Raw genomic sequence first — 19,706 nt, forward strand, 5'->3', positions numbered from 1 at the left:
CGATGTGGTCCGATCCCTGGCTGCTGCAGCGCGGCCACACCCTGCGCTGCGAGCAGCGTGATTTTCCCGAATGGCACCGTGGCCGCCCGTACTACCTGTGCTGGGTGATCGATGCCGATACGCCTGCCGTGCGGGCGCGCTGGCAGCAGGCGCGCACGGCGCTGCAGCAGCTGCTATTGCCTGCTTATGGGCGCCAGCCGCATGTGACGATCGCGCTGGGCGGTTTTCCGCAGACGCAGGCGGAGCCCCAGGCGATCAATGCCGCCGGTTTACTGGCCCAGTTGCAAGGGCTGCGCCAGGCGGCGATTGCGCCGTTCACCTTGCAGATCGGCCGGCTGGACAGCTTTGCCAGCGTGCCGTATCTGCAGGTGCATGCTGATTCCACTGGCTATGCGGATGCGCGCCAGGCGCTGCTGACGCAGGAGGCGCTGGCCGAAGCCCATGTGCCGCACCTGACGCTGGGCCACTATGCCGACGCCTGGCCGCTGGCGACCTTGGTATCATGCCGGGCACGGGTGCCGGAACAGGTGACGGCGTTGCCGGTGCAGCAGCTCTGGCTGGTGGCCTATGCCACGCACGATATCGGTGGCCGGCTGCTGCCGGTGGCAGCATGGGACTTGCAGCAACAGGCGCTGCATTGGCACGACAGCCACCTGCTTGGCCCGATCGCGGCCGGGGTGCTGGCGGCGGCGGGCGTCTAGTCGCCGGCCATGCCTTCCACCACCAGCTGCACGTTGTCGCGGCCCTGCCAGCTGTTCACGTCGAGCCGGTAGGCCAGCGTGGCGCGTGGCGGCAGCGGTTCGCTGCGGCCAAACCAGATGCCGTCTACCAATTCACCGTGGTGGCGCAGCTGTAGTTTGAGGTGGCGCTCGCCCACCAGGCGCTGCTGCACGATGTCCAGCTCCTCGCAGAACACCGGCGGCGCAAAGCCCTGGCCCCAGACCTGCTGTTGCAGCTCGCTGGCGATATCGATGCGGCGGAATTCGGGCGGCAGCGCGCCATCGGTTTCCAGCGTGCGGGTGAGCGTGGCCTCGTCCAGCCATTCCTCCGCGATACGCACCAGCGCCTGCTCGAAGGTCGGGAAATGCGCGCGCGCAATGGTGCAGCCGGCCGCCATGGCGTGGCCGCCAAAGCGCAGGATCACCTCCGGATGGCGCTTGGAGATCAGGTCCAGCGCATCGCGCATGTGAAAGCCCGGAATCGAGCGGCCCGAGCCTTTCAGCTCCTGCTGCTGGCCTGGCGCCGCGCTCGGGGCAAAGACAAAGATCGGCCGGTGCAGCTTGTCTTTCAGGCGTGAGGCGACGATGCCGACTACGCCTTCATGGAAATCCTCGCCAAACACGCTGAGCGCCGAGGGCGGGGCGGCATCGGTGGCAAACAGGGCCTCGGCGCTGGCCTGGGCCTGCTCGCGCATGCCGTCTTCGAGCTCGCGGCGTTCGCGGTTGATGCTGTCGAGCTGGTGCGCCAGCTCCAGCGCGCGCGTGGCATCGTCGGTGGTCAGGCATTCGATGCCCAGCGTCATGTCGGCCAGGCGGCCGGCGGCGTTGATGCGCGGCCCGAGCGCAAAACCCATGTCAAAAGTCGTGGCGGCGCGCCAGTCGCGGCCGGCGACCTGGAACAGCGCGTGCAGGCCGGCCGGCATCGCGCCCTGGCGGATGCGTTTCAGACCTTGCGCCACCATGCGGCGGTTGTTGGCGTCCAGTTTCACCACGTCGGCGACGGTGCCGAGCGCCACCAGCGGCAGCAGCGTGTCCAGCCGCGGCTGGTTCTGCGCCGTGAACTGGCCGCGCTGGCGCAATTCGGCGCGCAGCATCAGCAATACGTAGAACATCACGCCCACGCCAGCCATGGACTTGCCGGGAAAGCTGCAGCCGGGCTGGTTCGGGTTGACGATGACATCGGCGGCCGGCAGGGTGTCGCCGGGCAGGTGGTGGTCGGTCACCAGCACCTGCATGCCGAGCGCATGGGCGGCCTCCACGCCTTCCACGCTGGCGATGCCGTTGTCTACCGTGACCAGCAGGTCGCCGCCGGCAGCGCGTACGCGTTCGGCAATCGGGCCGGTCAGGCCGTAGCCGTCGACCACGCGGTCGGGCACCAGGAACTGCACCTGGGTGGCGCCCAGCATGCGCAAGCCGCGCAATGCCACGGCGCAGGCGGTGGCACCGTCACAGTCGTAATCGGCGACGATGCAGATGTTGCGACCCGCAGCGATGCTGTCGGCCAGCAGCACGGCAGCCTGTTGCGCACCGAGCAGCTGGTCTGGCGGGGTGAGCCGGGCCAGGCCCTCGTCGAGTTCGTCCGGTTGCACGCCGCGTGCGGCATAGAGGCGCGCCAGCAGCGGATGCAGGCCAGCCTGTTCCAGCGCCCAGCAGGCGCGGGGCGGGATGTCACGGGTCAGCAGGCGCATGGCTTACAGGGTTTTCTGCAGCAGTGCAGGCAGCTGGGTCGGACGCATGCTGCGGATCAGCTTGTCGAACAGCGATACCGGCGCGCTGTGCCAGCTGGCGGCGCGCTGCTCGCTGCACAGCGTGAGCTGCAGGCCTTTCAGCGTGCCTTCGCGCTGCTTTTGCAGCAGCGGTGCAAACACGTGCTCGTCCAGCCAGCGCCAGGCGGTCAGCCAGGCGTCCCAGTCCTCGCGCTGGGCGGCGGTGGCGAGCTGGCGCAGCATGTGTGGCTGCAGTGCGTTCTCATCTTCGGGAAACAGCGGGATGTCGGCCGGCAGCACGCCGGTGCCGCTGACCCAGAACGAGTTCACCGGCAGCTTGCCGGCGGCCTGGCGGCGATCGTTGACCGGGTGCGTGTGCAGCAGCATCTGCATCTCGCTCTGCAGGCGCTGCAGCGGCGCGGCGCGGGCAGCGGTCGGGCTGGTGGCGGCCTTGACCTGCGAGGGCATCCAGCTTTCCACATTGCGGCCACAGACGCGATCGAGCGAGGCCGTGCGCAGGCCTTCCAGCAGCGAGCCGCGCGCCAGCCACTGGATGTTGCCGGGCTTGCTGCCCGGTACGGCGACCAGGTACAGGCCTTCTTCGGCAAACCAGGGTTGCATGGCCTGCAGCAGTTCATTGCCTTCTTCCAGCGTCAGCTCCAGCTCCTGCGGATGCGCCATGGTGACGTGATCGGTCTGGATCTGCCAGTGGCAGGGCGTGACCAGGCCCCAGGCGACCGGAATCGCCGTGGCCATGCCATGACTGCGTGCCATGTGTGCGGCCCAGGGCATCTGGCCGTCCTGGCGCAGCGCCTCCGGCCATTGCAGGGCCTCGGCCAGCGCATGCTCGTGCGGCGTGCTGTAGTTGTATTCATCCCAGTGGCGCACCGGCAACGGCTGCAGCCGGTCCAGCAGGGCGGGCAGGTGCTGCAACTGCAGCTGTTGCACGGCCTGCAGACAGCCGGCCGAGCGGGTCAGGGCAAAGGGAATGACGAGATGGTGGGATTGGGTGGACGACATGACAACTTTCTGGTGCTTGCACGTAGGCTTGACTCTATTCTAGAGGGGTGGCACCGGACTGTCCCGGCGTGCGGCATTGGGACTGGTTTCAGGTTGTTGCCTGTCTTGCGGCAATATTACGCGGCTGGCCAGCCCAGATACCCGGCTGCCCGCGCCACGTCCACCGTCTCCAGCCGCGGCACGATGCCGAGGCAGGGCGCTTGCAGGCGCTGCTGCAGCGTGGCGATGTTGTCCTGCTGTACCAGCATCTGCGGGTCGATATGGTTGGCGACCCAGCCGGCCAATGGCAGGCCGCTGGCGGCAATCGCCTGTGCCGTGAGCAGGGCGTGGCTGATGCAGCCCAGACGCAGGCCGACCACCAGCACCACCGGCAACCGCAGCGCTACCGCCAGATCGGCCAGGGTGTGCTTGTCATCCACGGGCACCAGCCAGCCGCCGGCACCTTCGACGACCACGGTTGGGGCGTAGTCGCGCAGCTGCAGGTAGCGCTCGCGCAGCGTGTCCAGGTTGATCTGTACGCCGGCCTGGCGCGCCGCCACATGCGGCGCAATCGGCGGCTCGAACAGGTAGGGGCAGCGCAGCGCCTGCGGCGCGCGGATCGGGCTGGCCTGATCGAGCAGGGCGACGTCGTCGTTGTGCCAGTAGCCGCCGGCGTCGTCCTGGCGCCAGTCGGCACCGGCGGCGACCGGCTTCATGCCGATGCAGGGCTGGCCGCTGGCGTTGTAGCGGTGAATCAGCGCCGCGGCGATCAGGCTCTTGCCGACTTCGGTGTCGGTGCCGGTGACGAATACGCCGTGTGCGAGGGAGGCGGGAATGCTCATGCGGCTGGCTCCAGCACATCCAGCAGGCTGCCCAGCGCGCCATCGGCCAGATGCTGCAGCTCGACTGCGTGCAGCACATAAGGCGGCATCAGGTAGATCGTGTTGCCGATCGGGCGCAGCAGCAGGCCACGCTGGCGTGCCGCCAGATGGTAGCGCTGCGAAAAAGTGCCACCGGCCATGCCGTTGCGCGCATCGTCGGCGGATTGTTCCGGGATGGCGGCGGGATCGATATCGCAGGCCCAGATCATGCCCTGGCGGCGCACCTGGCGCACGGCCGGGTGCTGCGCCAGCGGTTGCAGCGCCTGCGCCATCTGTTCGCCCAGCAGCTGGTTGCGTGCCAGCACGTTTTCGCTCTCGAAAATGTCCAGGCAGGCCAACGCGGCGCGGCAGGCCAGCGGGTTGCCGGTGTAGGAGTGCGAGTGCAGGAAGGCGGTGCGCACATCGTCGTCGTAGAAGGCCTGGTAGATGCTGTCACGCGTCAGCACCAGCGACAAGGGCAGGTAGCCGCCGCTGATGCCCTTGGACAGGGTGATGAAGTCCGGCCAGATGCCGGCCTGCTCACAGGCGAAGAAAGTGCCGGTACGGCCACAGCCAACGGCAATCTCGTCGGCAATCAGGTGTACCTGGTAGCGGTCGCACAGCGCGCGCAGCTGGCGCAGGTAGTCGGGATCGTGCATCGCCATGCCGGTGGCGCACTGCACCAGCGGTTCGACGATGACGGCGGCGATCGTGCTGCCATGCTGTTGCAGCAGCGCCTCCATCGCCTGTGCCGCCTGGTTGGCCGCCTGTTGCGGCGTGGCGGCCAGGCGTGCATCAGGGCTGGGCGCGATATGCGTCTGGCGCACCAGCGGCTGGTAGGCGTGGCGGAAGATGTCGACATCGGTCACGCTGAGCGCGCCCATGGTTTCTCCGTGGTAGCTCTGCGCCAGATAGACATACTGGTGCTTGTCCGGCTGGCCGCTGTTGCGCCAGTAGTGCGCGCTCATCTTCAGCGCAATCTCTACGGCCGATGCGCCATCGGAGGCATAGAAGGCATGGCCGAGTACACCGCCGGTCAGCGCCGACAGCCGCTCGGACAGTTCCACCACCGGCGCGTGGGTGGAGCCGGAAATCATCGCGTGCTCCAGCGTGCCGAGCTGGTCGATCAGCGCCGCATTGATGCGCGGGTTGGCGTGGCCGAACAGGTTGACCCACCAGCTGCTGATGCCGTCCAGGTAGCGATTGCCAGCCTCGTCGTACAGCCAGACGCCCTGGCCGCGCGCGATCGCCAGCGGGGGCAGGCGTTCGTGCTGCTTCATCTGCGTGCAGGGGTGCCAGACGCTGCGCAGGCTGCGCTGGCTCAGGGACAGGGCTGGGTTCGTCATGTCGGCCGGTAAAAAGTCACACACCGCCCAAGTGTAAGCCTTGGCGCAAAGGCACGTGTTGTCACAACCTGGGATACCGTCTGACAGGTCTCTGCAAGCTGGCGTGACACAATAGCTGCTGCCCCGGGGAGACCCGTCACTACAAGAGCTATGCAAAGTCCCTACGAACTCCTGATTGGCTGGCGTTACACACGCGCCGGCCGGTCAACCCGACGCAACGGGTTCATTTCCTTTATTTCGGCAGCTTCCATCATCGGCATCGCGCTGGGCGTGGCAGCACTGATCATCGTGCTCTCGGTCATGAACGGCTTCCAGAAGGAGGTGCGTGACCGTATGCTGGGCGTGGTCTCGCACATCGAGCTGTACAACCCGGACGGCACCGGCTTGCAGGATGTGCAGGCGGTGGTGCAGCAGGCGCGCACCAACTCCGAAGTGATCGGCGCCGCGCCTTTCGTCTCCGGCCAGTCACTGCTGAGCCTGGGTGACACCATGCGCGGCGTGCTGGTGCGCGGCATCGAGCCGGGCCTGGAGCACGAGGTCAGCAATATCAGCGAGCAGCAGGCGGCGACGCTCAAGTCGCTCACGCCGGGCAGCTTCAACGTGGTGCTGGGCGTGCAGCTGGCACGTTCTCTCGGCGTGCTGCCGGGCGACAAGGTGACGATGATCGCGCCCAGCGGCAACGTCACCCCGGCCGGCGTGATGCCACGGCTGAAACAGCTGACCGTGGCCGGCACCTTCGAATCCGGCCATTTCGAATACGACAACGGCATGATGATGCTGAACGTGCAGGACGCCGCGCTGATCTACCAGCTTGAAGGCCCGATGGGCGTGCGCCTGAAGATCCGCGACCTCAACGAGGCACCCACGGTGGCGGCGCAACTGGCCGGCCTGTTCCAGGGCCAGCTGCTGGTGAGTGACTGGACGCAGCAGAACAAGAGCTGGTTTGCCGCCGTGCAGGTGGAGAAGCGCATGATGTTCATCATCCTGACGCTGATCGTGGCAGTGGCCGCCTTCAACCTGGTCAGCACGCTGGTGATGAGCGTGCAGGACAAGCGCGCCGATATCGCCATCCTGCGCACGCTGGGCGCATCGCCGCGCAGCATCATGCGCATCTTCATGGTGCAGGGTGCCACCGCCGGCATCATCGGCACGCTGGCCGGCCTGGCGCTGGGGCTGGCGGTGGCGGTGAATATCGATGTCATCGTGCCTTTCTTCGAGCGCCTGTTCAACACCAGCTTCCTGCCCCAGGACATCTACCTGATCAGCAAGATGCCGAGCGATCCGCAGGCCAGCGATATCGTGCCGATCGTGGTCGTGTCGTTGATCCTGTCCTTCCTGGCAACCCTGTATCCGAGCTGGCGTGCCAGCCGTGTCAACCCGGCGGAGGCCCTGCGCTATGAGTAACATCGTCCTGCAGGCGCAAGGCCTGACCAAGCGATTCCATGAGGGTCGCAATATTGACCTGACCGTGCTGCGTGGCATCGACCTGACGGTGCACGCGGGCGAAACCGTCGCCATCGTCGGTGCCTCCGGCTCCGGCAAGAGCACGCTGCTGCACATGCTGGGCGGGCTGGATGCTCCTACCAGCGGCCGCGTGCAGATCATGGGCCAGGATCTGGCACAGCTCTCGCTGGCGAGACAGGGCGAGCTGCGCAACCAGTATTTGGGCTTTGTCTACCAGTTCCACCACCTGCTGCCCGAGTTCACCGCGGCGCAGAACGTCGCCATGCCGCTCTGGATCCGCCGCCAGGATCGCGCCAGTGCACAGCAGCAGGCGCTGCAGATGCTGGCCCAGGTCGGCCTGTCCGAGCGCGCCGAGCATCGCCCGGCAGAACTCTCCGGCGGCGAGCGCCAACGCGTGGCGATTGCGCGTGCGCTGGTGACGCAGCCGGCCTGCGTGCTGGCCGACGAACCGACCGGCAACCTGGACCGCAGCACCGCCGACCAGGTGTTCCAGCGCATGCTGCAACTGGCGCAGGACAAGGGCACGGCCTTTGTGCTGGTCACGCACGACGAGGAACTGGCCGCCCGCTGCGACCGCCAGTTCCGCATGACGCAGGGCGTGCTCGAGCCCTTGCATACCACCGACCCGACGCCGCCGCTGCCCGTGGCATGAGCCTCTGGATCGACACGCACTGCCACCTGGATGCGGCCGAGTTTGATGTCGACCGTGACGCCATGCGCCAGCGCGCGCGTGGGCAGGGCGTCGGCCTGTGCGTGATTCCGGCGGTGCATGTGCACGCCTCGCATGTGGCGCAGGTGCAGCAGCTGGCGCACCAGTGGGGCGATGCCTATGCGCTTGGCATCCACCCGATGTGCGCCCTAACGGCCGGCGAACGTGAACTGCAGCAGCTGGCCGAGCAGCTCGATGCAGCCCGTGATGATCCGCATCTGGTGGCGGTGGGCGAAATCGGCCTCGACTTTTTTGTGCCGGAACTGTGCACGCCACAGATGCGCGCGCACCAGGACTGGCTGCTGCGTGAACAGCTGCGGCTGGCGCGCCAGCACCAGCTGCCAGTGCTGCTGCATGTGCGCCGCTCGGTCGATGCCGTGCTCAAGGCGCTGCGCCAGCTGCCGCCGGCCAGCGGCATCGCCCATGCCTTTGTCGGTAGCCGGCAGCAGGCCGATGCCTTTCTGGGGCTAAGCTGCAAGCTCGGCTTTGGCGGTGCCATGACGTTTGACCGTGCCACGCGCTTGCGCGCCCTGGCCGCCGAGCTGCCCGACGATGCCATCGTGCTCGAAACCGATGCCCCCGATATCGCCCCGAGCTGGCTCTACGCCACCGCCGCCGAACGCGCCGCCGGCCAGCAACAGGGCCGCAATGCCCCGGAAGAAATCCCGCGCATCGCCCAGGTGCTGGCCGACTTGCGCGGGCAGCCCTTGGCGCAGTTGCAGCAACAGGTGCTGGCGAATACGCTGCAGGTGTTGCCGCGGCTGCAAGCGCTTTTGCCCCAGGGTCAGCCATGAGCCTGCTGTCGGGTCTGGCTCCCATTGCCGATAGCCACACGCGCCTGCTGGTGCTGGGCAGTTTTCCCGGCGTCAAGTCGCTGCAGCTGCAGCAATACTATGCACACCCGCAAAACCAGTTCTGGCGCATTCTCGGTACCTTGTGGGATCAGCCCTTGCAACAGCTCGACTATGCCGGGCGCTGCCAGCAGGCACTGGCGCACGGCCTGGGCATCTGGGATGTCTACGCCAGCTGCGAGCGCGAAGGCAGCCTGGACAGTGCGATCCGCAACGCCACGGTGAATGATTTTGTCGGGCTGACGCAGCGCAGTCCGCAGCTGGAGGCGATCGCGCACAACGGTGGCGAGAGCTGGCGCCACCAGCGCCATACGCGCACGCTGGGTCTGCCGGTATATCGATTGCCATCTACCAGCCCGGCCAACGCCAGCTGGAGCTTCGAACGCAAGCTGCAGGCCTGGCGCGAGGTGCTGGCGGCGCATGGCCTGGCCTGAGTCCCAGATGGCAGCGGCGTTCTACAATGCCGCATGTCCAAGCAACGCACCCCCCAGCCCGAGCCGTACTGGCCTGAAGTGAATTTCTCCGAAGACGGCGTCTGCCGTTACCTGCATCTGGGCACCGAATGGGTGCAGGGCGCGATGCGGCTGAAGGACCCGGTGAAGCTGGAGCTGGAGTACGTGCAGCGCATGATGGCCTGGCTGCTGTTTGTCGATCCCGACAGCGTAGCCGAACGCCATGCCATGCAGCTCGGCCTGGGTGCAGGCAGCCTGACGCGCTTCAGCTACCGCAAGCTCGAGATGCTGACGTCCTGCATCGAGTTCAACCCGCAGGTCTATGCCGCCTGCCGCCAGTGGTTCCGTCTGCCGGACAATAACGAGAAGCTCAACGTGATTCTGGGCGATGCCGCCGAGGAAATCCGCCAGCCCGAATGGCAGGGCGCGATCGATGCGCTGCAGGTGGATTTGTATGACGAAGAGGCGGCCGCCCCGGTGCTGGACCATGCCGATTTCTACCGTGACTGCAAGGCGCTGCTGACGCCCGATGGCTGCATGACGGTCAACCTGTTTGGTCGCGACAGCAGTTTCGATGCCAGCCTGACCAGGATCTGCGAAGCCTTTGGCGAGACGGCGGTCTGGACGTTCAAGCCGACGCGCGAGGGCAATACCGTGGTGCTGGCGCAGGCCACGGCAACGCACCCTGAGCGGGCCGTGCTGGAGCAGCGTGCGCTGGAGATCAAGGAGCGCTGGGGCCTGCCGGCGCACAAGTGGCCGAAGGTGTTGCGACCGGTGGCCGAACTGGCCTGAAGCGGCAGGCTGGGTCAGCTGGCGTTCGGCTGGGTCAGGTCGGCAAACGGATCCTCGGCCTGGAAGCGCTGGTGCAGCAGCTCCTGCGCGGCCGGGATATCGCCGTTGGCGCATTCCAGCTGCTTGTCCAGATGGCGCTCGGACGCTTGCAGCAGCCGGCGGTAGAACTCGCGGCACATGATGCGCGCCTCGTTGCCCGGCCAGTCATGCGGCAGCAGTTCGGCCGGCAGTTCCGGATCGCGCAGCAGCAGGCGGCGGTATTCGTGCACTACCAGCGTGCGCAGCAGAAAGGCCTGTTCGTCGGTGAGCGCATCGGCTGACTGCTGGCGCAAGGCCTCCAGCAGCGGGCGGTAGCTGTTGACAAAGGCGGTATAGGACGCGCCCAGATGTTCCAGATCCCAGGCGTGCAGGATCATGTCCACGTTGCGCGCCGAATTGCCAAAATGGTTTTCTACCGCCAGCAAGGGCATCAGCTTGTGCAGCAGTTCGCCCAGGCCTTCGGAGAGCAGGGCGTCGGAGGCGGCGGTCAGGTCGGCGCTCGGGTGGATGAAGCAATCGCCACCGACCAGGCCAAAGCCCTGCCAGAACATGGCGCGGCGCAGCAGCTCGCGTTCACGGGCGCTGAGCTCGCCCACCGTCAGCATCAGGCGCCAGCGACGATCCCAGGCGGGCGCGCTGGAGGCGTAGATGTGGCGCGCGGCGTCTTCGATGCGCTGCTGACCACCGGGCGTCAGCAGGTAGTCGGCCTTGCGGCCATGCGCCTCGGTGCGCAGCCAGCCTTCCTGTACCAGTCGAAACACGGAAGTGCGGATCAGGCGTTCGCTGATGCCCAGCGGCTTGAGCAGGCGGATCAGGCTGCCCAGCCAGATGCGTCCTCCACGCGGATGGACGGCATCGCCGAATACGGAAATGATGACGGAGCCGGCGCGTACGCGACTTTGCTGGCTGAACGCATCGATATGGGCTTGGGCAAGGGAAACAGGCATGCGGGAGCCGCGTGAAGGGCTACAGGTAAATGGTGGATTATAGGAAGGTATGCGCTCTCCCGGGAGTATGGCAGGCCATCACGTCAGCTGGATGTCAGCCGGGGCTTGCTGGCCATACAGGGTGGAGCCGAGCCGGGTAGACAGGGTGCGTGCCGCCTGCTGCAAGGCCTGCATGGCCGCGCTGTGTTCGCCCAGGTCGCTCATGCCGGCAATGCCGACCACCACCAGCGCCATGGTGATCTCGTTGCGGAAATTGAACACCGGTGCCCCCAGCGCCTGCACGCCGCTGGCAAAGTAGTTCTCGCGCACGCTCACTGCGCCCTGCTGGCGGATCTGCGCCAGCTGCTCGCGCACATCGGCCAGGGTGCGCGGCGGTGCATCGGCTGGCTGGCGGCGCAGTTCGTCCTGGATCATCGGCAGGATGCGCGCCTCGGGTAGCCAGGCGGCAAATACCAGGCCGCTGGCGCTGCTGAGCAGGTCCACCTGCACGCCAGTCACCACGTTGACAGTAATCGGCCGACGCGGTCGTTCCCAGCGCACGATCACCGGCCCGCCCGGTGTCCAGACCGACAGCGCAGTGGTCTCGTTGATGCTGTTGCGCAAGTCCGAGATCGTTTCCAGCCCAAGCCGGACGCGGTCGATGCGGTTGACGGCGGCCATGCCGATGCTGAGGGCGAACGGCCCCAGGTCATAGTGCGAGCTGGCCGGATCCTGCGTGACCAGACCGGCGCGGATCAGGCTGACCAGATAGCGGTGCGCCTTGGCCGGCGGCATGTCGGCCTGCAGGGCGATATCGCGCAGCATCATCGGTCCCTGGCTGTTGACCAGGACCCGCACCACCGCCATGCCGGTTTCGATGGATTGCACGCCGCTGCGGCTGTCTTTCTCCAGCACGCTCATGGCTGGCACTTTCCGTGCAGAGGCCATGCTGGCCGCGCCGTGGGGCAGGGCGCCGGGGCGGAGGTGCCGGCAATCGGGTTGACGTGATACATGTTTCTTGTTTGCTCAGGTGACGAGATGAAGGTGTTGCAAAAACACGGAAAAGCGCGAATTCCGGGCCAGCCTGGGGGCCGTGACAGAACCGTGTGCTTGCGCTAACACCATGATTTTGATGGATGGAAAGCCCGTTTTTACTCCATGCAAAACGAATTACACCAATCGTAAACCCTAGTGTGAGAGCTGGGGAATGATACCTATAATCCGCCACGAAGTGACCATCTGTAGCAAGACCGGGCCTGTTCCGGGCCAGCTGCTGCAGGCGGCAACACCCGGGTCCGGCAGCCCCCTTTCCCCAGCTGCCGGACTGGTCGACCCGACACCATGTGCAACCACGAACCAAGAGGACTCCCCACATGAAATTCGCCTTCAACAGCCTGAAAACAGGTACTTCCCTGGCGGTCACGGCCGTCATGCTGGCTGGCGCTGCCACCCTGCTCACGGCGTGCAACTCCAAGAGCTCCGGCGATACGGCGGCCAGCGGCGCTTCCGGCGCGGCAGCTGCCAACGCCACCGGCCCGATCAAGATCGGCAGCGTGCTGTCGGTAACCGGCCAGGCCTCTTTCCTGGGCGATCCGGAGCTGAAGACGCTGCAGATGTACGTGGAAGACATCAACAAGCAGGGCGGCGTGCTGGGTCGCCAGCTGCAGCTGGTGCACTATGACGATGGCGGCGATGCCAACAAGGCCAACAGCTTCGGCAAGCGCCTGATCGAGGACGACAAGGTGGACGTGATTGTTGGTGGCACCACCACCGGTTCCACCATGGCGATGGCGCCGCTGGTCGACAAGGCCGGTGTGCCGATGATTTCCCTGGCGGGCGCCGTGGTGGTCACCGAGCCGATCAAGAAGTGGATGTTCAAGACGCCGCAGACCGACCGCATGGCCGCTGAAAAAGTCTTTGACGACATGAAGAAGAACGGCATCACCAAGATTGGCCTGCTGTCCGAGACCAGCGGCTTCGGCCAGTCCGGCAAGAAGGAAACCGAGGGTGTGGCCGGCAAGATGGGCATCGAGATCCTGGCCAACGAAACCTACGGTCCCAAGGACACCGACATGAGCGCCCAGCTCACCAAGATCAAGAACACCCCTGGCGTGCAGGCCGTGTTCATCTTCGGCATGGGCCAGGGCCCGGCCGTGGCCACCAAGAACTACCGCCAGCTGGACATCCAGCTGCCGCTGTACCAGTCGCATGGCGTGTCTTCCAACGCCTACCTGCAGCTGGCCGGTGACGCTGCCAACGGCGTGCGCATGCCTGCTTCCCCGCAGCTGGATCCGACCGCGCTGAAGGCAGACGATCCGCAGAAGCCGGTGGTCGAGGCCTACAACAACGCCTATCGTGCCAAGTGGAACCAGGAAACCTCGGCCTTCGGCGGCTATGCCTATGACGGCCTGATGATCGCCGTGGATGCCATCAAGCGTGCCGGTACTACCGACAAGGAAAAAGTGCGCGATGCCATCGAGAGCACCCAGGGCCTGGTCGGTACCAGCGGCATCTTCAACATGTCCCCGACCGACCACAACGGCCTGGACATGCACGCCTTCAACATGCTGGAGGTGAAGGACGGCAAGTGGACGCTGGTTCCGTAATGCCTTCCGGCCTGCCGGTGTCAACCTGACCCGGCGGCCTGTTTTCCCCTTGGTCCTGTCGCCAGGTAGGCGGCAGGATCCTGTTCCCCTCCGGTTGCATTGTCAGGCGGCCAGCGCCAACCTGGCGCATACACCACATAACAAGCACCGCCGCACTGGATCGCCCGGTCTGCATGACCGCCCGCCCCAGTTCATCTGACACCAGGGAGTATTCACCATGGCAGAGTTCCTGCAATTCCTGTTTTCGGGCATTACGGTCGGATCGACCTATGCCCTGGCCGCGCTCGGCTTTACCCTGATCTACAACTCCAGCAACGTGATCAACTTCGCCCAGGGCGAGTTCATCATGCTGGGCGGCATGCTGGCGGTCTATTTCAGCCAGACCGGCCTGCCGATGCCGGTCGCTTTCCTGCTGGCGATCCTGATTCCCGCCGTGGTCGGCATCCTGATGGAAAAGCTCACCATCGAGCCGGTCAAGGGCGCCGAAACCGTGACCCTGATCATCATCACCATCGGTGCCTCGCTGTTCATCCGCGGCCTGATCCAGGTCTGGCTGGGCAAGGGCACCTTCAGCCTGCCGGCGTTTTCAGGAGAGACGCCGATCATCATCCTGGGTGCCGCGATCCAGCCGCAAAGCCTGTGGGTGCTGGGCGTGACCGCCTTGGTGGTGGTGGCGCTCTGGTACTTCTTCAGCCGCACGCTGTCCGGCAAGGCCATGCTGGCGACTTCGTTCAACCAGACCGCGGCGCAGCTGGTCGGTATCAACACCAGCAAGGTGCTGTTCATCAGCTTCGGCCTGTCCGCAGCGCTGGGCGCGCTCGGCGGCATCCTGCTGACGCCGGTGACCATGACCTCCTATGACGTCGGCATCATGCTTGGCCTGAAGGGTTTCGTCGCTGCCGTGGTGGGTGGCCTGGGCAACGGCCTGGGTGCCGTGATCAGCGGCCTGCTGGTCGGCGTGCTTGAATCCATGGGTGCCGGCTACATCTCTTCCGCCTACAAGGATGCGATTCCCTTCATCCTGATCCTGCTGGTGCTGTTCTTCATGCCGCGCGGCCTGTTTGGCGGCAAGTCTACCGACCGGGTGTAAATCATGCGCAAGACAACGACCTGGATTTCCCTGCTGGTGCTGGCGGCCTGCCTGATCGTGGCGCCATTCGTGATCAGCAACGCCTACTACCTGGACCTGCTGATCCGCATTTCCATGAACGCCATCATCGTGCTGGGCCTGAACCTGCTGGTCGGCTTTGCCGGCCAGATCAGCCTGGGCCACGCGGGTTTCCTCGGCATTGGTGCCTACGCCTCGGCGATCCTGCCGACGCATTTTGGCTGGCATCCGCTGCTGGCGCTGATCGCCGGTGCCGCACTGTGTGCAGGGCTGGCGGCGCTGATCGCGCGCCCGATCTTCCGCCTCAAGGGCCAGTACCTGGCCATGGCCACGCTTGGCCTCGGCATTCTGGTCAACATCGTGCTGCGCAACGAGTCGCAGCTGACCGGTGGCCCGGACGGCATCGTAGTGCCGACGATGGAGCTGTTCGGCCTGGCGCTGGATACCGACCGCCACTGGTACTGGGTCGTGGCTGCCTTCCTGGTGGTCAGCGTCTGGGCCTCGCTGAACCTGATCGACTCCCCGTTTGGCCGCGCGCTGCGTGCGCTGCACGGCTCTGAAGTGGCTTCGCGCGTGGTGGGCGTGAACGTGGTGCGCTACAAGGTCGCCATCTTCACCCTGTCGGCCGTGTTCGCCAGCATCATGGGCAGCGTGGCTGCGCATTACGTTGGCATGGTCACGCCGTCGTTTGCCGACTTCTTCCACTCGGTCGAGCTGATCACCATGGTGGTGGTGGGTGGCATGGCCTCGGTCTGGGGCTCGTTGCTGGGCGCCGCGCTGCTGACGGCACTGCCGCAGGCGCTGGCCACGCTGGAAGGCTGGGAGACGGTGATCTTCGGTGCCATCCTGATGATGTTCATGATCTTCCTGCCCAAGGGCATCGTGCCCACCCTGGCCAGCAAGTTCGCCAAGAAGGAGGATTGAGCATGTCCATGCTTGACGTACAGAACCTCTCCATCCAGTTTGGCGGTGTCAAGGCCGTCAACGATGTGTCCTTCAGCATCGATCCCGGCATGATCTATGCCGTGATCGGCCCGAACGGTGCCGGCAAGACCACGCTGTTCAACCTGATCACCGGCGTCTACAAGCCGACCAGCGGCAAGATCCGCCTCAACGGCGAGGAAATCCAGGGCAAGTCCCCGGACGAGCTGGCACGCCGTGGCGTGGCGCGCACCTTCCAGAACCTGCAGATCTGCATGAACATGTCGGCGCTGGAAAACGTGATGGTCGGCGCGCACCTGCGCCTGGACCGCAACCTGATCAAGGGCGCGCTGCACCTGCCCTCGATCACGCGTCGCGATGCCGAATTGCGCGAGGAAGCGGCCGGCCTGATGGAATTTGTCGGCCTTGGCAAGCAGGTCGGCATGCGTGCCGACGCCATGTCCTACGGCGCGCTGAAGCGCCTGGAAATCGCGCGTGCGCTCGCCATGCAGCCCAAGCTGCTGTTCCTGGACGAGCCGGCAGCTGGCCTGAACCATACCGAAACCCACGAGATCGACGAACTGGTGCGCAAGGTGGCCGACAGCGGCGTGACCTGCGTGCTGGTCGAGCACGACATGAAGATGGTGATGAACCTGTCGCAGCGCATCCTGGTGCTGGACTACGGCCGCAAGCTGGCCGAAGGCACGCGCGAAGAAGTCCGCAACAATCCCGACGTGATTGCTGCCTACCTGGGCGTACATGCCTGAGACGCCCGAAGGAAACCCCATGGAAGCCTTGCGCATCATTACCGAAGAACACCAGAACCTGTGGCGCATTGCCGCCACGCTCGAACTGCTGGCCAACGAGATCGGCGAAGGCAAGCCGATCGAGGACGATTTCTTTGTCGTCCTGTTCGATTACCTCGACAAGTACGTGGACGGCAGCCACCACGGCAAGGAAGACGCCCACTTCTTCCCGCTGCTGCGTGAGCGCAGCCCGGAAGCAGCCGCCGTGCTGGACCGCCTCGAAGCCGACCACCGCCACGGTACCGAATCGGTGCGCGAGCTGCGCGCCTCGATGGCGCGCGCCATGCAGGGCGATGCCCAGGGCCGCGCCAGCTTTGTCGCGCACCTGCGCTCCTATGCCGTGCTGCTGAAGGACCATATCCGTACCGAAGAAAAGGACGTGATGGCGCTGGCGCGCAAGAGCTTTACCGAGGACGACTGGACGCACATCAACGCCGTGTTTGCCAACAACGCCGATCCGCTGTTTGGCGATGAGGCGCAGGCCGAGTTTGCCCAGCAGTTCCACCGCCTGAGCAGCCTGGCCCCGGAATCAGTTGGTCTGGGTGCCAGCGAAGGCGGCAAGCTGCCAGTGGCACCGGCGGGTCAGGCGCACAAGCCCGTTGGCGAGCTGCTGCTGTCGGTGCAGGGCATGGAAAGCTGCTACGGCCGCATCAAGGCGCTCAAGGGCCTGGATGTGGAAGTGCACCAGGGCGAGCTGGTGGCGCTGGTCGGTGCCAACGGCGCCGGCAAGACCACCTTCATGCGCACGCTGTCGGGTGTGCAGCCGATGTCGGCCGGCAAGATCATGTTTGCTGGCGAGGACATCTCGCGCCTGCGCGCCGACCTGCGCGTGCGCCGCGGTATCTGCCAGAGCCCCGAAGGGCGCCAGGTGTTCGGTCCGCTGTCGATCGAGGACAACCTGCGTCTGGGCGCCTTTACCCAGTCGCGCGCCACCGTCAACGAGGACATGGAGAAGGTGTTCAGCATGTTCCCCATCCTCAAGGAAAAGCGTGCACTGCCGGCCGGTACCCTGTCCGGCGGCCAGCAGCAGATGCTGGCGATTGGTCGTGCGCTGATGGGCCGTCCCAAGCTGCTGCTGCTCGATGAGCCTTCCATGGGCCTGGCGCCGCTGTTGGTGGAAGAGGTGTTCAACGTCATCAAGGCGCTCAAGGCGCAGGGCATGACGATCCTGCTGGTGGAACAGAACGCTTCCGCCGCGCTCGCCATTGCCGATCGCGGCTATGTGCTGGAAACCGGCTCCGTCACGCTGACCGGGCCGGGGCAGGAACTGCTGCAGAACGAGGATGTGCGGGCGGCGTATTTGGGGATGTAAGCTGCATCAAACTCAACAATAACGCCTGGTGATCAGACCAGGCGTTGTTGTTTTCAGCGCCGCGACGACACCACAATCCCGCCCACGATCAGCAGGAACGCCACGCCGTGGTACCAGGCCGGCATGTCGCCCAGCAGCAGCACTGACAGCACGGCGGCGAACAGCGGCGTCAGGTTGGTGAAGAAGCCGCCAATCGTCGGGCCCACGTGCTGGATGCCGATGCCCCAGCAGGCGTAGGCCAGCAGCGCCGGGCCGAGCACGACAAAGGCCAGGCCGATGATCAGCGTCGGGTTCTGCCAGTCCACATGCAGATCGGGCATCACTGCCCATTCCAGGCCGGTGAAGAAGATCGACCAGAGCACGCCAAAGCACAGCTGCGCCATCAGCATGCCTTTCCAGTCGCTGCGGATCTCGACCGGCTCACGCGTGTAGAGCAGCATCCAGCTGTACATGGACCAGCAGGCGGTGGCGGCCAGCATGTAGAGGTCGCCCACCACCAGCTGCAGCTGCAGCAGGTTGGCCAGCGAGCCGCGCGACAGCACGAACAGCACGCCGGCCAGCGACAGCCCGGCACCGAACAGTTTCGGCAGCGTGATCGGCACCTTGTAGATCAGCCGGCCGATGATCATCATCCACAGCGGCATGCTGGCCGCCACCAGCGTGACGTTGACCGGGGTGGAGGTGTGCAGCGCCATGTACTGGAACATGTTGTAGCAGCCAATGCCGAGCAGGCCGACGATGGCGTAGCGCTTCCAGTGCGCCCAGAGCGGGCTCGATGGTGCAATCGTGCGCCAGGAAAACGGCAGGAATACCAGCAGCGCCAGCGACCAGCGCACCAGGTTCAGCGTGACCGGGGGAATCAGGTCGGCCAGCAGGCGGCCGACCACGGCATTGCCGGCCCACATCATCGGGGCCAGCGTCAACAGGAAAATGGCCGTCAGCGGAATGCGCCCGGCAGGAGTGGTGGAAACAGACATGGGGAGCCACTGTAGCAAGAAAATCCCTGCGCTGCAGACAGGGACAACAGGCTCTCGGGTAGCATCGCCTTGTTGCTATTCATCGCATTGCTTGCCAGGAGACTCTACATGACCGCCATTTCCAGCCGCGCCATCCAGATCGATGCCACCGGTGGCCCCGAGACCATGCAACTGCGCCAGATCGAGGTGCCGGCACCCGGTCCCGGCGAGTTGCGCATCCAGCACAAGGCGGTCGGACTGAACTATATCGATGTCTATTTCCGGACCGGCCTGTACCCGATGGGGCTGCCGGCCACGCTGGGCATGGAAGCGGCTGGCGTGGTCGAATCGGTGGGCGAGGGCGTGAGCGGCTTCCAGCCGGGCGATCGTGTCGCCTATGTGGCCGCCGCACCGGGCAGCTACGCCGACCTGCGCACGCTGTCGGCCGATACCGTCTGCCAGCTGCCGGACGACATCAGCTTTGAAACTGGTGCGGCCATGATGCTCAAGGGCCTGACGGCGCAATACCTGCTGCGCCGCGTGCGTGGCCAGCATGAGCTGGTGGCCGGTGACCACATCCTGTTCCATGCCGCCGCTGGCGGCGTCGGCCTGATCGCCTGCCAGTGGGCCAGGGCGCTCGGCCTGCAGGTGATTGCTACCGCTGGCAGCGCCGAGAAGTGCGCGCTGGCACTGGCCAATGGGGCTGCCCATGCCATCAACTACCGCGAAGAGAATTTTGCCGAGCGCGTGCGCGAGATCACGGGCGGCGCTGGCGTCAAGGTGGTGTACGACTCGGTCGGCAAGGACACTTTCGAAGGTTCGCTGGCCAGCCTGGCACTGTTTGGCTTGATGGTCAGCTTCGGCAATGCCAGTGGCCCGGTACCGCCGGTGGCACCGCTGGCACTGGCCCAGGCCGGCTGTGCCTACCTGACGCGCCAGACCCTGTTCACGCACCTGAAGCAGGGCCGCGCCACGGTGGATGCGATGGCGGGCGACCTGTTCGACGTGATACGCAGTGGTCAGGTCAAGATCCATATCGACCAGCGTTTCGCGCTGGAAGACGTGCAGCAGGCGCACCGCGCGCTGGAAGCCCGCCAGACCACCGGTTCCAGCGTGCTGACGCTCTGAGCCTGT

The 19,706-nt window shown here is 65.6% G+C and carries 19 protein-coding genes and 1 pseudogene; 13 read left to right on the plus strand and 7 right to left on the minus strand.

Going from position 1 to position 19,706, the window contains the following annotated elements:
* The first annotated feature begins 2 nt into the window (after window positions 1-2).
* Window positions 3-701, plus strand: coding sequence for a 2'-5' RNA ligase family protein (locus ACI3EV_RS02835; protein WP_337691521.1), 699 nt, complete (start codon window positions 3-5; stop codon window positions 699-701).
* On the opposite strand, the gene recJ is transcribed toward ACI3EV_RS02835, so the two are convergent.
* The 4 genes from recJ to bioA form a co-directional block, all read right to left on the minus strand.
* Window positions 698-2,407 carry a single-stranded-DNA-specific exonuclease RecJ gene (recJ, locus tag ACI3EV_RS02840; RefSeq protein WP_329770002.1) on the minus strand — a complete coding sequence of 570 codons (1,710 nt, stop codon included), beginning with the start codon at window positions 2,405-2,407 and terminating at the stop codon, window positions 698-700. The two genes, ACI3EV_RS02835 and recJ, sit on opposite strands and share 4 nt — an antisense overlap.
* A 3-nt stretch (window positions 2,408-2,410) precedes the next feature.
* Entirely contained in the window at window positions 2,411-3,445 is a 1,035-nt protein-coding gene (locus ACI3EV_RS02845) for a phosphoglycerate mutase (protein WP_329770001.1), read from the minus strand.
* A gap of 116 nt (window positions 3,446-3,561) precedes the next feature.
* Window positions 3,562-4,266 (minus strand): dethiobiotin synthase, encoded by a 705-nt coding sequence (bioD, locus tag ACI3EV_RS02850; protein WP_337691516.1) that lies wholly within the window; start codon window positions 4,264-4,266, stop codon window positions 3,562-3,564.
* On the minus strand, window positions 4,263-5,630 hold the full coding sequence (gene bioA, locus ACI3EV_RS02855) for an adenosylmethionine--8-amino-7-oxononanoate transaminase (protein WP_337691514.1): 1,368 nt from the start codon (window positions 5,628-5,630) through the stop codon (window positions 4,263-4,265). The genes bioD and bioA overlap by 4 nt, the downstream gene beginning before the upstream one ends.
* Before the next feature lie 150 nt (window positions 5,631-5,780).
* On the opposite strand from bioA, the gene ACI3EV_RS02860 reads away from it, so the two are divergent.
* From ACI3EV_RS02860 to ACI3EV_RS02880, 5 genes are read left to right on the plus strand one after another with little or no spacing between them, the layout of a single operon-like run.
* Window positions 5,781-7,034, plus strand: coding sequence for a lipoprotein-releasing ABC transporter permease subunit (locus ACI3EV_RS02860; protein WP_337691512.1), 1,254 nt, complete (start codon window positions 5,781-5,783; stop codon window positions 7,032-7,034).
* Window positions 7,027-7,746, plus strand: coding sequence for a lipoprotein-releasing ABC transporter ATP-binding protein LolD (gene lolD / locus ACI3EV_RS02865; protein WP_337691510.1), 720 nt, complete (start codon window positions 7,027-7,029; stop codon window positions 7,744-7,746). Before ACI3EV_RS02860 ends, lolD begins: the two co-directional genes overlap by 8 nt.
* Entirely contained in the window at window positions 7,743-8,597 is an 855-nt protein-coding gene (locus tag ACI3EV_RS02870; protein WP_337691509.1) for a TatD family hydrolase, read from the plus strand. Before lolD ends, ACI3EV_RS02870 begins: the two co-directional genes overlap by 4 nt.
* Complete coding sequence (locus tag ACI3EV_RS02875; RefSeq protein WP_329769995.1) at window positions 8,594-9,088, plus strand: DNA-deoxyinosine glycosylase; 495 nt, start codon at window positions 8,594-8,596, stop codon at window positions 9,086-9,088. Before ACI3EV_RS02870 ends, ACI3EV_RS02875 begins: the two co-directional genes overlap by 4 nt.
* 33 nt (window positions 9,089-9,121) lie before the next feature.
* The gene (locus ACI3EV_RS02880) at window positions 9,122-9,898 is read left to right on the plus strand and encodes a spermidine synthase (protein ID WP_337691507.1); all 777 of its coding nucleotides are present in this window, start codon (window positions 9,122-9,124) and stop codon (window positions 9,896-9,898) included.
* Window positions 9,899-9,912: 14 nt separating this feature from the next.
* Here ACI3EV_RS02880 and paaX read toward each other — a convergent pair whose 3' ends face one another.
* Entirely contained in the window at window positions 9,913-10,884 is a 972-nt protein-coding gene (gene paaX, locus ACI3EV_RS02885; protein WP_329769993.1) for a phenylacetic acid degradation operon negative regulatory protein PaaX, read from the minus strand.
* Window positions 10,885-10,962: 78 nt separating this feature from the next.
* A complete protein-coding gene (locus ACI3EV_RS02890; RefSeq protein WP_337691503.1) occupies window positions 10,963-11,811 on the minus strand; it encodes an IclR family transcriptional regulator in 849 nt (282 codons plus the stop codon).
* Window positions 11,812-12,236: 425 nt separating this feature from the next.
* On the opposite strand from ACI3EV_RS02890, the gene ACI3EV_RS02895 reads away from it, so the two are divergent.
* From ACI3EV_RS02895 to ACI3EV_RS02920, 6 genes and pseudogenes are all read left to right on the plus strand, one after another.
* Entirely contained in the window at window positions 12,237-13,469 is a 1,233-nt protein-coding gene (locus ACI3EV_RS02895) for an ABC transporter substrate-binding protein (RefSeq protein ID WP_337691500.1), read from the plus strand.
* A 217-nt stretch (window positions 13,470-13,686) separates the two neighbouring features.
* Window positions 13,687-14,559, plus strand: a complete 873-nt coding sequence (locus ACI3EV_RS02900) for a branched-chain amino acid ABC transporter permease (RefSeq protein WP_329769990.1) — start codon at window positions 13,687-13,689, stop codon at window positions 14,557-14,559.
* A 3-nt stretch (window positions 14,560-14,562) separates the two neighbouring features.
* A complete protein-coding gene (locus ACI3EV_RS02905; RefSeq protein WP_337691497.1) occupies window positions 14,563-15,501 on the plus strand; it encodes a branched-chain amino acid ABC transporter permease in 939 nt (312 codons plus the stop codon).
* A 2-nt stretch (window positions 15,502-15,503) separates the two neighbouring features.
* A complete protein-coding gene (locus ACI3EV_RS02910; protein ID WP_329769988.1) occupies window positions 15,504-16,265 on the plus strand; it encodes an ABC transporter ATP-binding protein in 762 nt (253 codons plus the stop codon).
* Window positions 16,266-16,284: 19 nt separating this feature from the next.
* Window positions 16,285-16,635: pseudogene (locus ACI3EV_RS02915) on the plus strand (hemerythrin domain-containing protein); the annotation flags it as partial.
* Between the two features lie 279 nt (window positions 16,636-16,914).
* On the plus strand, window positions 16,915-17,616 hold the full coding sequence (locus tag ACI3EV_RS02920) for an ABC transporter ATP-binding protein (protein WP_329770124.1): 702 nt from the start codon (window positions 16,915-16,917) through the stop codon (window positions 17,614-17,616).
* 53 nt (window positions 17,617-17,669) lie between these two features.
* Here the strand turns inward: ACI3EV_RS02920 and ACI3EV_RS02925 are convergent, their stop codons facing one another.
* Entirely contained in the window at window positions 17,670-18,593 is a 924-nt protein-coding gene (locus ACI3EV_RS02925; protein ID WP_337691495.1) for a DMT family transporter, read from the minus strand.
* A 108-nt stretch (window positions 18,594-18,701) separates the two neighbouring features.
* Here ACI3EV_RS02925 and ACI3EV_RS02930 point away from each other — a divergent pair, with 108 nt between their 5' ends.
* The gene (locus ACI3EV_RS02930; RefSeq protein WP_337691493.1) at window positions 18,702-19,700 is read left to right on the plus strand and encodes a quinone oxidoreductase; all 999 of its coding nucleotides are present in this window, start codon (window positions 18,702-18,704) and stop codon (window positions 19,698-19,700) included.
* The last annotated feature ends 6 nt before the right edge of the window (window positions 19,701-19,706 follow it).

The organism is Allobrachymonas wangyanguii (assembly GCF_045055315.1).
Lineage (GTDB): Bacteria > Pseudomonadota > Gammaproteobacteria > Burkholderiales > Burkholderiaceae_C > Brachymonas > Brachymonas wangyanguii.